Here is a 16,007-nt window from a genome sequence, read left to right as displayed (position 1 = left end):
CGGGTTTCGGGGTTGGTGGCCTGTTAAAACTATAAATTCCTATTAATTCAGATGGTTAATGGCTGTCCCGGGAACTTGGCACGGCGCTTGCTCTAGTACAGGCAAGTCCCAACCCGGAATGCCCCGATGGCCAACCTCAACCTCTTCGCCTCGACCCGCGGCCCGGCGCTGCCGGCGGCCACCTCGTGCAACGAGGCCGGCGGCCTGGCCTATGCGCGCCGCCCGGAGTCGGCGCTGGCGCTGTACGCCGCCACCGGCTGCTTGAACAACACCTTCTACGCCAGCGCCGAGCAGCAGCTCGATCACGTGTTGAGGTTGTGCGCGCAGGTCGAGCCGGCGTTCGTCGCCAAGACCGCGATCTACACCCGCCAGCGCGGCCATATGAAGGACATGCCGGCGCTGTTGTTGGCCAGCCTGACCAGTCGCGACGGCGAAGCGTTCGAGCGCGCGTTCGGCCGGGTGATCGACAACGGCCGCATGCTGCGCAACTTCGTCCAGATCGTGCGCAGCGGGCAGGTGGGTCGCAAGTCGCTGGGCTCGCGTCCCAAGCGCCTGGTGCGGCAGTGGCTCGACCGCGCGTCGGTGGACCAGCTGTTGAGCGCGGCGATCGGCAATCAGCCCTCGCTCGCCGACGTGATCAAGATGGTCCACCCCAAGCCGGCCGATGCCGAGCGCGCCGCGTTGTATGCGTGGTTGCTCGGCAAGCCGGTCGACGAGGCGGCGCTGCCGGCCAAGGTGCGGGCGTATGAGGCGTTCAAGCGCTCGCAGTCCGCGTCGATGCCGAAGCTGCCGATGCAGTACTTCAGCTCGTTGCCGTTGACCGATGCGCAATGGATCTACCTGGCGCGGACGGTGTCGTGGCAGACGTTGCGGATGAACCTCAACACGTTCCAGCATCATGGCGTGTTCAATGGCTCGAAGGTGGTCAAGGAGATCGCCGAGCGCATGCGCGATCGCGATGAAATCCGCAACGCCCGCGTGTTTCCGTACCAGTTGTTGAGCGCGTACCACGCCGCCGCCGGCTTGCCGGTGGAAATCGTGGAGGCCTTGCAGGACGCGATGGAGATCGCGACCCGCCAGGTGCCGGCGCTGGAAGGCGATGTCGTGGTCGCGGTGGACGTGTCGGGTTCGATGGCTTCGCCGGTCACCGGTTACCGCAAGGGGGCGACCACCAAGATGCGTTGCGTCGACGTGGCGGCGCTGGTCGCGGCCTGCATCCAGCGCAACCACAAGGGCGCGCGGGTGATGCCGTTCGACACCGAAGTGCGCAAGCTGCGCTTGAACCCGCGCGACAGCGTGATGACCCAGGCGACGCAGTTGGCGGGCTTGTGTGGCGGCGGCACCGCGGTCAGCGCGCCGTTGGCGCAGTTGAATCGCGACAAGTCCCGGGTCGATCTGTTGGTGCTGGTGTCCGACAACGAAAGCTGGCGCGACACCCGCAACGGCGGCGCGACCGCGACGATGCGCGAGTGGGCGCAGATCAAGGCGCGTTGCCCGGATGCGCGGATGGTCTGCATCGACTTGCAGCCGACCGCGACCAGCCAGACGGTCGAGTCGTCGGACGTGTTGCATATCGGCGGCTTCAGCGACGCGGTGTTCGACCTGTTGGCGGTGTACGCGGCGCAGGGCGGGGCGGCGACGCGATGGGTGGAGCGGATCGATTCGATCACGCTGTAAGCGGCAACAGGGCGGTGCCGCGCGGCGCAGGGAGGCGCCGCAACGCGAACGAGGGATACGTTCGCGCGGACGGACCAGGACGGTCCGTCGGCCGCACGCGCCATGGAGGTGCGATGCGGTGCAGGAAGGGCCGGCGGACAATAGGGTCCGCCGGCCGGCCCAGGTTTTTGGTTTGTCGATGTATCGCGAATGCTTGACGAAACTACACCTATCACGTGCCAGGTCGTGGGTTCGAATCCCACCCGTCGCAGGACGGTAGCTCAGTGGATAGAGCAGGAAAACGTTTCGTCGTTTCTAGTCGTGATATGTCGATTTTTTCTAGGCTTTACGAATCTGCCAGTTCGTCATTCCCGCGAACGCGGGGATCCAGCGACTTTCGTGCAGGTCGCGTTAAAGACACTGGATTCCCGCGTTCGCGGGAATGACGATCTGGAAGATTACGGGAAAAGGCTATTCATCGGTCTGCGACACGCTGCAACCGTTTTACCGCTGTATCGCGAATGCTTTGCGGAACTACATTGATCTGTTGTCGCGGGTTCGAGTCCCGCCCGTTGCGAGACGGTAGCTCAGTCGGGTAGAGCACAGGATGTTCCGCGTAAACCTGGTCGCGATGCATCGGCTTTTGCTTCAAACGCGTCACGATGCGAATGCGGGCGGAACTACAACCTTCCAAGTTCAATGTTCCGCTTCTACTGGTCGCATCGTGCCGCGCCCTTTACCGCCGCGAGCGGTCGTCATGCCCGGGCGCTGACCAGCGCTGGCCGCATGCGCCGCGACGCTGCATCCTTCACCTTCCCGTCGTCCAGGAGCGACGGCGGGAGCGAGGGCCGCAAGGCCCGCAACACAGAGAGCAAGACCATGAACGCCAATACTCACGCCACCGTTCAATACGACGTGATCAACGACCCGGGCTCGGTGCCGATCAAGCACTGGACCCGCGGCGTGCCGCTGGAAGACGAGGCGCGCCGCCAGTTGCAGAACATCGCCAAGCTGCCCTTCATCCACCGCTGGATCGCGGTGATGCCCGACGTGCATCTGGGCAAGGGCGCGACCGTGGGCTCGGTGGTGCCGACCGTGGGCGCGATCGTGCCGGCGGCGGTCGGTGTCGACATCGGCTGCGGCATGATCGCGGTGCGCACCACGTTGACGGCAGAGGACCTGCCGGACCGGTTGGGCGAGGTGCGCGCCGCGATCGAGAAAGCGGTGCCGCACGGCCGCACCGTCGGCCGCGGACTGCGCGACAAGGGCGCCTGGGCGAATCCGCCCGAGGCTTCGTTGCAGCGATGGTCGGGTCTGCATGAAGGTTTCGATCGCATCGTCGCCAAGCACCCGAAGCTCGAGCGCAGCAATCATCTGAATCACCTGGGTACGCTCGGCACCGGCAATCACTTCGTCGAGGTTTGCCTGGACGAGGAGAACCGCGTGTGGTTCATGCTGCACTCGGGCTCGCGCGGGGTCGGCAACGCGATCGGCAGCCATTTCATCGAGTTGGCCAAGCAGGACATGCGCCGCTGGATGATCAATCTGCCCGACCAGGATCTGGCTTACTTGCCCGAAGGCAGCGATCACTACAACGACTACGTGCATGCAGTCGAGTGGGCGCAGCAGTTCGCGCGCAGCAACCGCGAGATCATGATGAAGCATGTGGTCGACGCGGTGCGCAAGGTGATCGCCAAACCGTTCGAGGCCCAGGCCGAGGCGGTGAACTGTCACCACAACTACGTCAACCGCGAGCACCATTTCGGCAAGGACGTGCTGGTGACTCGCAAGGGCGCGGTGAGCGCGCGCAAGGGCGAGCTGGGCATCATCCCGGGCAGCATGGGTGCCAAGAGCTTCATCGTGCGCGGGCTGGGCAATGCCGACAGTTTCCACAGCTGCAGCCACGGCGCGGGCCGGGTGATGAGCCGCACCGAGGCCAAGAAGCGCATCAGCCTGGAAGATCACGCCAAGGCGACCGCGCACGTGGAATGCCGCAAGGATGCCGAGGTGGTCGACGAGTCGCCGGCCGCCTACAAGTCGATCGACGCGGTCATGGCCGCGCAGAGCGATCTGGTCGAGATCGTGCATACGCTGCGGCAGGTGGTGTGCGTCAAGGGCTGAGGCCGTCGCACGGATGAGATTCGACCGTGCGTGGATCGGCGATGCCACACGAGTGGCTTTGGCCGTTCGTTGAGAAAACAAGACAAGCAAAGGAGTACGGGCGTCCGCAAGGCCGCCCCGAGTCATGGATCGCAAGATGGAATTGATCGAAATCAGCGGGATCGAGGGCGGCGGACAGCTGCTGCGTACCGCATTGAGTCTGAGCCTGTGCACCGGCACCGCGTTCGAGATGCAGCACATCCGCGCCAAGCGTTCGCGCCCGGGCTTGATGCGCCAGCATCTGACCGCGGTCGGCGCGGCCGCGCAGATCGGCTGCGCGCACGTCGACGGCGCGCAATTGGGCGCGACCACGCTGCGTTTCATTCCCGGCGCGGTCAATCCGGGGCGTTACCGTTTCTCGATCGGCACCGCCGGGTCGGCGACCTTGGTGATGCAGACGGTATTGCCGGCGCTGTGGTCGTGCGACGGGCCGTCCGAGGTGATCATCGAGGGCGGCACCCATAACCCGCTGGCGCCGTGCGCGGACTTCATCGCGCAGGCGTATCTGCCGGCGTTGCGGCGCATGGGCGTGGACACCGAATTCGCCTTGCTGCGACATGGGTTCTTCCCGGCCGGCGGCGGTGCGTTGCAGCTGCGCGTGGCGCCGAACGCGCAGCTGCGCATACATGCATTCGATCGGCGCGACCCGGCGCCGCAATTGGAGGCGACCGCGTTGTTGTCGGCCTTGCACGACCAGATCGGCCAGCGCGAGTTGCAGGTCGTCGCCGAGCGTTTGAGCCTGGCGCCCGAGCATCAGCACCTGCGTCGCGCCGCGCTCGCGCAAAGCCCGGGCAATGTGCTGATGCTGCGCGTGCAGGGCGAGCAGCACACCGAGTTGTTCAGTGCCTTGGGCGAGCGCGGTCTCAGCGCCGAGCAGGTCGCGATCGGGCTGGTCAAGCAGGTGTCGGCGTATCTGGCGTCGTCGGCCGCCGTCGCCGAACACCTGTCCGATCAGTTGCTGTTGCCGATGGCGCTGGCCGGCGGCGGCGAGTTCACCACGGCCTTCATCAGCGATCACTTGTCGAGCAACGCGTGCCTGATCGAGAAGTTCCTGCCGGTGGAGATCGACTGGGTGCAGGTCGATCGGCAGTGCTGGCGCGTCACCGTGCGTTCGTAACCGGGCTGCTGCGCCGCGAACGCGGCGGTGCGGCGTTGGTTGGTCGCGGCCATGCTGCCGCGCTCAGTAATCCGCCGGATTCGAACTGAAACTCACCGGCACGTTCACGCTCACGCAACCGCCGACCGGCAACACCACGCCGGTCACCGAGACTGCGTTGCCGCCGACCGCGCCGCCGCTCACGGGGCAGGTGCCCAGGACCGCGCCGCTGCCGGCGCAGCTCCACGGGCCGCTCAGGGTCACGCCGGCGGGCAGCGGGTCGGTGATGGTCGCGCCGTTGGCCGGGTCCGGGCCGCTCTGGTTGCAGGCGGTGATGATGTAGGTGGCGCTGCCGCCGGGGGTGAAGGTGCCGACGCCGTCGGTCTTGCTGATGCGAAGGCTCACCGACGGACGCACGATCGGCGTGCTCGTCGGCGTGGGGTCGGCGCAGGGCGTGGCGAGCGGGCAGTTGGCGTCGCCGCCGCCGGCCACGCGTGCGGTGTTGACCACCGGTCCGGTGGCGGCGAAGGCGACGGCGACGTTGAAACCGAAGGTCGAATTGGCCGCGGCGGCGATCGCGCTGGCGCTGGTGCAGGTTAGGGTGTTGGAGGCCGCGATGCAGGCCCAGTTGGCGGCGTTGGCGCCGCTCAGCGCGACCGCGCCGTCAGCCACGCTCAGGCCGGCGGGCAATGTGTCGGTGACGGTGAGCGCGCCGGTCGTGGCGATCGTGCCGCTGTTGCTGACCGCGATGTTGTAGGTGCCGGTGCCGCCGGCGGTGAACTGGGTCTGCGCGGTGGTCTTGTCGACCGCCAGGTTGATGCAGTCGACCGCGAAGTTCGCGCTGGCGGTGTTGTTGGCCGCGTTGATGTCGCCGAAGCGGTCGGTGTCGGAGAACAGCGCGCTCGCGGTATTGGTCACGGTGGCGTTGCAGGCGGCGTTGTTGGCGACCGTGCCGGTCACGGTGTAGGTCAGGGTGCCGCCCGGCAGCAGGCTGTAGCCGCCGGTGACGGCGATGTTGCCGGTGCCCGACGGGGCCGGGCAGGTGGAGCCGGCGCTGGCCACGCAGGTCCAGGCGGTTCCGGTGAGCTGGCTGGGAAAGGTGTCGGTGATGTCGGGCGCGTCGGTGCCCGGGATCGACGGCGCCTGGTTGCCGGCGACCACCGGGTTGATGTCGAGGTTGCTGACCACGACTGTGTACGTCACCGGTTGGCCGCGGCGCACGCGCGCGGCCGAGACGGTCTTGGTGATGCCGATATCGGCCGGCACCGAGGCGCTCATGTTGCGTACTTCGTGGACGTTATTGAGGCCGCCGGTCGAACCGGCATAGCCCATGCGCAGGTTGGCCGGGGCGAGGTAGTTGAAGTTGACGTTGCTGAGCACCGTGGTCGGGGTGCCGCCGTTGACGCCGATCGACACGGTCACCGTATAGCCCGGCTGCGGCGTATTGGGCAGCAGCGCCACCATCATGTGTTCGGCGGCCGGCCGGGTGGTCACGCTGGGCGTGTCGATGCCGCCGCTGACGGCGGCGTTGGCGAGCCAGCGGTTGTTGTCGGTCACCGGTCCGCGCAGCACCACGCGTTGGGCCTGACTGCCGGGGCTGCTGCTGTTGGCCGGGCAACCGCCCAGTACGCCGGGCAGCGAACCGGAAAAATTGCCGAACTCGTCCAGGCCGATGCCCAGGTAACCGCCGTTGCCGCCGCAATAGCCCAGGCTGCCGCCCGGCTGGGCGCCGACCATGGTGCCCAGCGCGTCGTACAGGAAGAACGTGGTGCCGTCGGCGCCGTTGCCGCCCCAGTTGACGTAGTCGAACTCGACGATCACGCCCTGCGAGGACGGGAACGAGCCGCCGGTGTACAACGCCAGGCCCTGCTGGTTGTTGCTGTTGGTCGACAGGCGCAGCCAGCCGCTGCCGTTGGCGTCGTTGACGTTGTTGGGGATGGCGCCGTAGCCGCCGGTCAGGATGCCGCTGTCGTTGATGCCGGCATTGTTGGTGCCGGTGATGGTCCAGCCCGGCTCGGTGTTGTTGCGGAAGGTCGAGGACACCTTGAACTGGGCCTGGGCGGCGGACATGCACGACAGCGCCGCGGCCACGGTGGCGATGATCGGCAGGCCGATCCGGCGGTTTGCCTCCGATCTGGACATGCGGCTCCCCCGGGCGCGATCCGGCATCCCCCATGGACGCGTCCGGCACGCACTCAAAATCCGCTTGTTTCGATGAAATTAAGATCAAAAACGACACCGAAAATGTCGTGTTTTTGCGGTTTTCGGGTGCTTAGTCGCAAATCGCGAGTCCCGCCGCGGCCGGCGGCGATGCCCGGGGGGCCGCCGGCTGTCGGCAGGTCGCCGCGGCCCTAGCCATTACAATAGCCGCGATGATCCCCACGCCCGCCATTCCCGCCGCGCAGTTGCGCCTGTCCGTCGCCCCGATGATGGACTGGACCGATTCCCACTGCCGCGTCTTCCACCGCACTCTGGCCCCGCATGCGCGGCTGTACACCGAGATGGTCCACGCCAACGCGGTCATCCACGGCGACCGGGCGCGCCTGCTGGCGATGGAGCCGGTCGAACATCCGGTCGCGTTGCAGCTCGGCGGCAGCGAGCCGGCGTTGCTGGCGCAGGCGGCGCGGATCGGCGCCGAGCGCGGCTTCGACGAGATCAATCTCAATTGCGGCTGCCCGTCCGATCGGGTCCAGGCCGGACGCTTCGGCGCCTGCCTGATGCGCGAGCCGGCGCTGGTGGCGGCCTCGGTCGCGGCGATGGTCGAGGCTTGCGACGTGCCGGTCACGGTCAAGTGCCGGCTCGGGGTCGACGACGACCACCGCTTCGAAGTGTTCCTGGCCTTCGTCGACGAAGTCGCCGCGGCCGGCTGCCGGATGTTCGTGGTCCACGCCCGCAACGCCTGGCTCAAGGGCCTGTCGCCGAAGGAAAACCGCGAAGTGCCGCCGCTGCGCTACGACTGGGCCTATCGGCTCAAGCGCGAGCGCCCGGCGCTGCAGGTGGTCGTCAACGGCGGCATCGCCACGCCGGACGAGGCGACCGCGCACCTGCAGCACACCGACGGCGCGATGCTCGGCCGCGCCGCGTACCACGAGCCCTACGTGCTGCATCGGCTGGACACGGCCTGGTTCGGCGGCGAACTGCGCAGTCGCGCCGAACTGCTGCGCTCGCTGCGGCCTTATGTCGAAAGCCAGCTCGAACGCGGCGTATTCCTCAAGCACATCACCCGGCACATGCTCGGCCTGTTCCACGGCGAGCGCGGCGGCCGTGCGTTCCGGCAGGTCCTCAGCGAAGGCGCGCACAAGCCCGGCGCGGACTGGTCGCTGATCGAGCAGGCGCTGGCGGTGACCGAGTCGTTCGCCGCGCGCGACGCCGCCTGAGCGGCTCCACGCCATCATGATCACCCGCGACCACGCCGCCTTCTTCGCCCACGCCCGCGCGTTGCCGGCCGATTTCGGCGCGGCGACCGCGCGCGCCGCGTTCCTGGTCGCGCCCGACGGCTTCGCCCGCGCCGAGCAATCGGCCGGCGACAACCGCTACATGGCCCAGGCCGACGCGTTCGACCCGGGCCGGGCCAGCGCCCAGCACCGCGAACTGCAACGCGCCTTGTCGGCGGTGCTGCCGACGATCTGCTTCGCCGGTGATCCGGACACCCCGGACGCGCTGTTTCCGAACAACGTCTTCGCCACCAGCGCCGGCGCGGCCACCGGCCCGCGCTGCGTGATCGGGCGCATGCGCCACCCGGTGCGCCAGCGCGAAGCGACCCGGGCCGACATCCGCGCCTTCTTCACCCAGGTGCTGGGCTACGCCGAAGTGGACCTGTCGACCCAGCCGCATCCGTGCGAACTCACCGGCGCGCTGGTGATCGACCGCGCCCGCGGACTGGGCTACGCCGGCCTGTCGGAGCGCTGCGACGAGGCCGGCGCGCGGCTCATGCATCAGGCGCTGGGGCTGCGCGCCACCTTGCTGTTCGACCTGGCGCCGGGCGAATACCACACCAATGTGGTGCTGGCGGTGCTGGCCGGCCGCGCCGCGCTGGTGTGTCCGGGCGGATTCGCCGATGCTGGCGTGGCCGAGGCGATCGCCGGCTTCCATGCGCCGCACGGCTGGCTGCTGTCGGCCGCCGAACACGCGGCGTTCGCGGCCAATTCGATCGCGCTGTCGCCCGACAAGGTCTGGATGAGCGCGGCGGCCGGGCGTTCGCTGTCGCCGTCGACCCGGGTCGGGCTGGCCAACGCGGGCTTCGCCGTGGCGACGGTCGAACTGGACGCGATCGAGGCCGGTGGCGGTTCGCTGCGCTGCTGCGTCGGCGAAATCTACTGATCGGGTCGACGATGGGCGTGGCGCTCCGACCGGTTTTCGCCGCGACAACGTGTGACGGCGGTCGTACCGGCCTGAATGGCGGCTGGGACCGTTCGGAAAAGTTCAGATCGGATTCACCGCTACGTTTCGAAAATGCCTGCACATTGCGATTTGCGCACATTATTGTTCCGCTGGGGTCAACTTCGTCGTCATGAGCATCCGGTCCGCCCGCGTCCTGTCCCTGCTGCTGCTCGTCGCCTCGTCGGCGGCGGTCGGCCAGGCCATGGCGCAGCAGCAAGACGACGGCGGCCGGCCCTGGCGCGGCCACGACCGTCGCGAGGACCATCGCTCCCTGTCCGACGCGATCCGCCGGGTCGAACGCGAAAGCGGCGGCGGCCAGGTGCTTAGCGCCGAACGCATCCCTTTTGACGGCCGTGACGTAAATCGGGTCAAAGTGGTCGATTCCAGTGGCCGGGTCCGTGTTTACATGGACGACCCCCAGCAGCGTGGGCGCCGCGACGACGATCGCCCTACACGCCGCGACGACAACGATAACGACTAACCTTCGCTCCGACGGTCCAAACGATCCGGTCGGACCGACTTCATCAAGGGAGTGCCCATGCGAATTCTGCTGGTCGAAGACGAAGCGCCTCTGCGCGAGACCCTGGCCGCGCGCCTGAAGCGCGAGGGCTTCGCGGTCGATGCCGCGCAAGACGGCGAGGAAGGCCTGTACATGGGCCGCGAGGTGCCGTTCGACCTGGGCATCATCGATCTGGGCCTGCCCAAGATGTCGGGCATGGAGCTGATCAAGGCGCTGCGCGACGAGGGCAAGAAATTCCCGGTGTTGATCCTGACCGCGCGTTCGAGCTGGCAGGACAAGGTCGAGGGCCTCAAGCAGGGCGCCGACGATTACCTGGTCAAGCCGTTCCACGTCGAGGAACTGCTGGCGCGCCTCAACGCGCTGGTGCGCCGCGCCGCGGGCTGGAGCAAGCCGACCCTGGAATGCGGTCCGGTGATGCTGGACCTGGCCGCGCAGACGGTCAGCGTCAACGGCACCAACGTCGACCTCACCAGCTACGAGTACAAGGTGCTGGAGTACCTGATGATGCATGCCGGCGAGCTGGTCTCGAAGGCCGATCTCACCGAGCACATCTATCAGCAGGACTTCGACCGCGACTCCAACGTGCTGGAAGTGTTCATCGGCCGCCTGCGCAAGAAGCTCGATCCCGACGGCGCGCTCAAGCCGATCGAAACCGTGCGTGGCCGCGGCTATCGTTTCGCGATCCCGCGCAGCGGCGACTGATACCGGAGTACCACCGGAGCCTTATGCGGCCCGCGTCTTTTCCTGATGCGGGCCGCGTTGCCCGCCCGATGCCATGAGCTGGGGACAGCCGCGCTCGCTGCGCGCGCGCCAGTTGCTGGCCGCAAGTCTGGGCCTGTTGGCCTTCCTGGCCCTGGCCGGTTACGCGCTCGACCGCGCGTTCCTTGAGACCGCCGAAAGCAATCTGCGCCAGCGTCTGACTAGTTACGCGTTGGCGTATGCGGCCGACACCGATTTCGGCCGCGGCGGCGAAATCATCCCGCCCTACGATCCGCCGGACCCGCGTTTCGACCGGCCCGGCAGCGGCCTGTACGCCGAAGTGATCCTGCCCAACGGGCACTGGGATTCGATGTCGGCGCAAGGCCCGGTGCTGCCCGACGGCGGCATGCTCAAGCCCACAGAGGAAACCTTCGAAGGCCCGTTGCCGGTCACCGAGATCAGCGGCCGCACCGGCGAGGCGTATCGCTATGGGCGCGGCCTGATCTGGAGCGTCGACGGCGACGCCAAGTCCGAATTCCAGTACACGATCTACATCCTCGAAGACACCAGCGCGCTGCGCCATCAGGTCGCGGTGTTCCGTCAGGCGCTGTGGCGCTATCTCGGCGGTGCCGGCGTGATCTTGCTGTTGTTGCAGGCGCTGATCATGCAGTGGAGCCTGCGCCCGCTCAAACGCGTGATCGAGGAGCTCAAGCGCGTGCAGCGCGGCCTCGCCTCGCGCATGAGCGAGCGCCATCCGCGCGAGCTCGAACCGCTGACCGAAAGCATCAACGCCTTCATCGAAAGCGAACGCGAAAACCTCGATCGCCAGCGCAACACCCTGGCCGATCTCGCGCACAGCCTGAAAACGCCGCTGGCGGTGCTGCATGCGCGCCTGGACGACGAGAACGGGCCGGTGCCGATCGATCCGGAGTTGCGCGAAGACGTCAGCGTGCAACTGCGGCGCATGAACGATCTGGTGTCGTACCAGCTCGCGCGCGCCGCGTCGGGCGGACACGCCTTGTTCGCCGCGCCGATCGCGATCGAATCGCATGCCGAGGAAATCGTGCGCGGCCTGGAAAAGGTCTATGCCTCCAAGGGCGTGCTGTGCGAATTCGATCTCGCCGACGGCGTGCAGTTCCACGGCGAACCCGGCGACTTGCAGGAACTGCTCGGCAACCTGCTGGAAAACGCGTTCAAGTGGGCGAATTCGCGGGTGCTGTTGACGGTGCAGCCCGGCGAGACCGCGGCCAATCGCCGGCCCGGCCTGTTGCTCGCGGTCGACGACGACGGCCCAGGCATTCCGCCGGACAAGGTCGCCTCGATCCTGCAGCGCGGCGTGCGCGGCGACGAGCGCGTGCATGGCCACGGCATCGGCCTGGCGATCGTGCAGGACCTGGTGCGCGGGTATCGCGGCACTTTGGATGTCACGCCCTCGGAGGAACTGGGCGGGACGCGGTTCGAAGTGAAGCTGCCGCCGGGGTTGTAGGCGTCGGCTGGGCGCTGTTTGCGCGGGCTCGTTGTTGATTCGCGCTCACGCTCATCGACCTGTGAGCCACGAAGTCATTTGTGGGAGGGGCTTCAGCCCCGATGCCTTTCGCTCGGATCGCCATGAACATTCGAAGTGATCTGAAAGGAAAGCATCGGGGCTGAAGCCCCTTCCACAAAAGACCTCGTGCTTGCGTTCAAGCAAGATGCCTTTCGCTCGGGTCGCCATGAACATTCGAAGTGATCTGAAAGGAAAGCATCGGGGCTGAAGCCCCTCCCACAGAAGACCTCGTGCTTGCGTTCAAGCAAGATGCCTTTCGCTCAGATCGCCACGAACATTCGAAGTGATCTAAAAGGAAAGCATCGGGGCTGAAGCCCTTCCCACAAAAGACCTCGTGCTTGCGCTCAGGCGAACGGCGACGGCCCATAGAACCGGGTCAAATGCGCAGCCACCTGCGGCATGCGCGCCAGCAGCGCGCCGGGATTGCTGAAATGGCATTCGCTGACCACGGCGAAGAATTCTTCCGGCGCATCGGCCGCGGTGGTGCGGATGCCGTGCAGGTAACCGGCTTGTTCGTCCTCGCTCAGCACCAGGTCCGGGTCGTCGTCCACCGCGTCGAGCAAGGCATCGACCTCGTCGCCGAAATCCTCATAAGCCGCCTGGAAATCGCGCGCCCATTCGAGCTGCCATTCGCGCGGCAACGGCGGCGTGCCGTCGATGAGGCCATCGAGAAAATCCAGCTTGTGCGCCATCTCGTGGATCACCACCATGTCGCCGCGATGCGGCGCGGCGCATTCGGCGACGACGTCGGCCCAGGACACGATCAGCACGCCGTTGTCGTGCGACTCGCCGCTGATTTCCTCGTGCCACTCGTGCTGCACGTCGTTTTCGTCGAAGTCGACCAGCTTGACCCGGAACTCGTCGGGATAGACCAGCATCTGCGACCACCCGTGCAGGCCTTCGGGGCCGAATTCCAGCAGCGGCAGGCAGCACATCGCCGCGAGCATGCCGTGCTGCACTTCGTCCAGATGCAAACCCTGCACCGGGGTGATGGTCTTCTCGTGCAGGAAGCGCGTGCTCAGCTCGCGCAGCCGCTGTTGTCGCGACGCATCCAGTGCGTGCGCCCACGGCAAGGCGGCGACGGTGATCCGCCACAGTTCGTCGTCGATGGATGGGGCGGGGCGCCGCAGACGGCGCAGGAACTCGAACAAGGGTGCGGCGGCCTAGGCGGTCAGTGGAACATCCGGTCGGCGAAGCGATCGGTTCGGCGCGGCCGTCCGATCAGCGGAACATGCCCGGCAGGAAATTGTGCCAGCGCGGCGACTGCAAGCGGTTGGTGCTGTCCGAATCGCTGTGCATGCTCGGCTTGGCCTTGGTGTCGCGCGCGGTTGGCGGCGGGGCGCTGGTGCGCGCGGCGGGACGGTCGGCGGCGGTCTTCTGCGAGGCCGAGCAGGCGTCGGCCTGGCTGAGCTTGTTGACCTCGCGCGCACTCACCTCCGCGACGACCAGGACACTGGCGAGGGCGAGCAGCAGGCAGGTGCAGATCCGTAACATGGCGGAATCCTTGGAGGTCGGCCCGGCGATGCGCCCGGGACCATTGCCGACTATAGCGCGAAACCGTTACCGAATCCGGCCGTTCGGCCGGATCATCGAGTGTGCCCTTCCGTTCGCCCCGATCGACCCGCAGCGTGCCCGGCCGCGTCGCCCGGATTACCCGTGATCCGCACCGTTCGCCCGCGCCGTCGCTTGTGCGCCGCAGCAAGCGCCGGCCCCGGTTTGCGCCAGACTGGGCCCATGCCGAACGCACGCCTGCCGCTGACCGCGCCCGCCCTGCGCCGGGCCTTGATCTCCGGCGCGCGCCGGGTCATCGCCGGCCGCGACCTGCTCAACCGGATCAACGTGTTCCCGGTGGCCGACGGCGATACCGGCAACAACCTCGCGCATACCCTGGGCAGCCTGCTGAACGGGGCGCTGAGCCGGCGCAGCCGCCACATCGGCGAACTGCTCAAGCGCATCGGCGACGACGCGATCGACGGCGCGCGCGGCAATTCCGGGGCGATCCTGGCCCAGTTCCTGCACGGCGTGGCCGAGCACGCGCGCGCCCAGCCCGAGCTGGACGCGAGCACCCTGGCCGCGTCGGTGCGCCACGGCGCGGCCAACGCCCGCGCCGCGCTGGCGCACCCGGTCGAGGGCACCATCCTGAGCGTCATCAACGCTTTCGCCGACGCGCTGGAGGAAGCCGCCGCGGCCAGCGCCGACGGCGACCCGCGCCCGGGCTTCGTCAGCGCGCTGGCGCGGGCGCGCGCGGCGCTGGCGTACACGCCGCAGCAGATGGCGCTGCTGCAGAAGGCCGGCGTGGTCGATGCCGGCGCGCAGGGTTTCGTCGACCTGCTCGAAGGCATCGCCGAATTCGTCGACGGCGGCCCGCGCGCGCTGCGCGTGCATGGCGCCGGCATCGCCGCGAACGAGGGCTGCGGCGGGCATGGCCACGCCGCCGATCACACCGATCCGGCGATTCCCGCCTTGCACGAGACGGTCGATCCGTTGCGGCGTTGGTGCAGCGAATGCCTGCTGGTCGGCGAGCACCTGCCGCGCGATCGCTTGCGCGACGCGCTCGAAGCGATCGGCGCCGATTCGCTGGTGCTGGCCGGCGGCGCCACGCGCCTGCGCGTGCATGCGCATGTCGGCGCTCCGCAGATGCTGTTCGATGCGTGCGCGCGGTTCGGCGTGGTCGAGGGCATGAAGGCCGACGACATGCTGGCGCAGCAGCGCAGCATCGAACGCGTGCAGCGCGTGGCCGTGGTCACCGACAGCGCCGCCGACCTGCCCGAGGAACTGGCCGAACACTACGGCCTGCACGTGGTGCCGGTGCGGGTGTCGATCGACGGCCGCGATTACCTCGACAAGACCGGCCTGGCGACCGCCGAGTTCTACCGGCGCATGGCGGCCAGCGCCGACCTGCCGCGCACCAGCCAGCCGCCGCCGGGGGATTTCCGCCGCACCTTCGAATTCCTGCTCGGCCATCGCGCCCAGGTCCTGTACGTGGGGCTGTCGCGCGCGGTGTCGGGCACCTTGCAGTCGGGCGAACAGGCCGCCGCCCGCGCCGACGACAGCGGTGCGCGCCGGATCCAGGTGTTCGACACCTTCAACGCCGCCGGTGGCCAGGCCCTGCTGGCCTGGCGCGCGGCCGAGCTGGCCGCCGACGGGATCGAGCTGCCGGCGATCGTGGCCGAACTCGAACGGCTGCGGCCGTTGACCCTGACCTGGGCGATGGCGCGCGACATCTCGCATGCGGTGCGCGGCGGCCGGGTGCCGCCGTGGGCGGTGCCGCTGGTGCGGTTCACCGGGCTGACCCCGATCGCGAAGATCAAGCCCGAGGGCCGGTTGGGCGTCAGCGGCGGGGTGTTCGCCAAGGCCGGCGCGCCGGAAGCGTTCGCGCGCTACATCGCCCGGCGCGCGCCGCGTGGGCAGCGCTGGCGCGCGATCATCGGCCATTGCGATGCGCGCGCGGACGGCGAACGGCTGCTCGAAGCGTTGCGCCGACGGCTGGGTCTGGAGCGGGCCTGGCTGGTCGAGACCGGCCCGGCGCTGGGCGCGCATGCGGGGCGGGGCGCGTTGCTGGTGTCGTTGCAGCCGGTGCCCGGGGCGGTTTGAGGCGCGGCGTCGACGCGGGTGCAGCTCGTGTCGTTCCCGCATGGCCTAGGGGCCGTCGCTGCGACTACTGAATGGCCTGCCTGTAGGAGCGGCGCGAGCCGCGACCGCGCCAATGCGGCTAAGACGCAGGTTCTGTGCAGCCGGCGTCGTTGCCGGGGTTTCGCGGTCGCAGCTTGCGCAGCTCCTACAGTCGGATACAGGGCCGCCGCGGCGACTCCCGAATGGCCTACCTGTAGGAGCGGCGCGAGCCGCGACCGCGCCAATGAGGCTACGACGCAAGTTCTGTGCAGCCGGCGTCGTTGTCGGAGTTTCGCGGTCGCAGCTTGCGCAGCTCCTACAGTGGGATGCGGGGCCGT

The 16,007-nt window shown here is 68.0% G+C and carries 12 protein-coding genes; 9 read left to right on the top strand and 3 right to left on the bottom strand.

Annotation, left to right across the window (positions count from 1 at the left end; genetic code table 11):
- The first annotated feature begins 126 nt into the window (after positions 1-126).
- From KME82_RS21160 to rtcA, 3 genes are all read left to right on the top strand, one after another.
- On the top strand, positions 127-1,677 hold the full coding sequence (locus KME82_RS21160; protein ID WP_215495749.1) for a TROVE domain-containing protein: 1,551 nt from the start codon (positions 127-129) through the stop codon (positions 1,675-1,677).
- Positions 1,678-2,535: 858 nt separating this feature from the next.
- The gene (locus tag KME82_RS21155; RefSeq protein WP_215495748.1) at positions 2,536-3,777 is read left to right on the top strand and encodes an RtcB family protein; all 1,242 of its coding nucleotides are present in this window, start codon (positions 2,536-2,538) and stop codon (positions 3,775-3,777) included.
- A 136-nt stretch (positions 3,778-3,913) separates the two neighbouring features.
- Positions 3,914-4,933, top strand: coding sequence for an RNA 3'-terminal phosphate cyclase (gene rtcA / locus KME82_RS21150; protein ID WP_215495747.1), 1,020 nt, complete (start codon positions 3,914-3,916; stop codon positions 4,931-4,933).
- Between the two features lie 63 nt (positions 4,934-4,996).
- On the opposite strand, the gene KME82_RS21145 is transcribed toward rtcA, so the two are convergent.
- Positions 4,997-7,054: a DUF11 domain-containing protein gene (locus KME82_RS21145; RefSeq protein WP_215495746.1), complete on the bottom strand. Its 2,058-nt coding sequence runs from the start codon at positions 7,052-7,054 to the stop codon at positions 4,997-4,999.
- Between the two features lie 230 nt (positions 7,055-7,284).
- Between KME82_RS21145 and dusA the strand changes: the two genes are divergently transcribed.
- The 5 genes from dusA (at position 7,285) to KME82_RS21120 (ending at position 11,997) form a co-directional block, all read left to right on the top strand.
- A complete protein-coding gene (gene dusA, locus KME82_RS21140; RefSeq protein WP_215495745.1) occupies positions 7,285-8,289 on the top strand; it encodes a tRNA dihydrouridine(20/20a) synthase DusA in 1,005 nt (334 codons plus the stop codon).
- Between the two features lie 16 nt (positions 8,290-8,305).
- Positions 8,306-9,232 (top strand): arginine deiminase-related protein, encoded by a 927-nt coding sequence (locus tag KME82_RS21135; RefSeq protein ID WP_215495744.1) that lies wholly within the window; start codon positions 8,306-8,308, stop codon positions 9,230-9,232.
- 190 nt (positions 9,233-9,422) lie between these two features.
- Complete coding sequence (locus tag KME82_RS26690; protein WP_228464837.1) at positions 9,423-9,773, top strand: hypothetical protein; 351 nt, start codon at positions 9,423-9,425, stop codon at positions 9,771-9,773.
- Between the two features lie 57 nt (positions 9,774-9,830).
- A complete protein-coding gene (locus KME82_RS21125; protein WP_036106626.1) occupies positions 9,831-10,514 on the top strand; it encodes a response regulator transcription factor in 684 nt (227 codons plus the stop codon).
- A 73-nt stretch (positions 10,515-10,587) separates the two neighbouring features.
- A complete protein-coding gene (locus KME82_RS21120) occupies positions 10,588-11,997 on the top strand; it encodes an ATP-binding protein (protein WP_215495743.1) in 1,410 nt (469 codons plus the stop codon).
- Between the two features lie 404 nt (positions 11,998-12,401).
- On the opposite strand, the gene KME82_RS21115 is transcribed toward KME82_RS21120, so the two are convergent.
- Both KME82_RS21115 and KME82_RS21110 read right to left on the bottom strand, forming a co-directional pair.
- Positions 12,402-13,208 carry a zinc-dependent peptidase gene (locus tag KME82_RS21115; protein ID WP_215495742.1) on the bottom strand — a complete coding sequence of 269 codons (807 nt, stop codon included), beginning with the start codon at positions 13,206-13,208 and terminating at the stop codon, positions 12,402-12,404.
- Positions 13,209-13,278: 70 nt separating this feature from the next.
- A complete protein-coding gene (locus KME82_RS21110) occupies positions 13,279-13,551 on the bottom strand; it encodes a hypothetical protein (protein WP_215495741.1) in 273 nt (90 codons plus the stop codon).
- 240 nt (positions 13,552-13,791) lie between these two features.
- Between KME82_RS21110 and KME82_RS21105 the strand changes: the two genes are divergently transcribed.
- Positions 13,792-15,651: a DegV family protein gene (locus KME82_RS21105; protein ID WP_215495740.1), complete on the top strand. Its 1,860-nt coding sequence runs from the start codon at positions 13,792-13,794 to the stop codon at positions 15,649-15,651.
- Positions 15,652-16,007: the final 356 nt, after the last annotated feature.

The sequence above is a fragment of the Lysobacter capsici genome, assembly GCF_018732085.1.
GTDB lineage: Bacteria > Pseudomonadota > Gammaproteobacteria > Xanthomonadales > Xanthomonadaceae > Lysobacter > Lysobacter capsici_A.
This window is presented reverse-complemented; position numbering and strand designations above follow the sequence as displayed.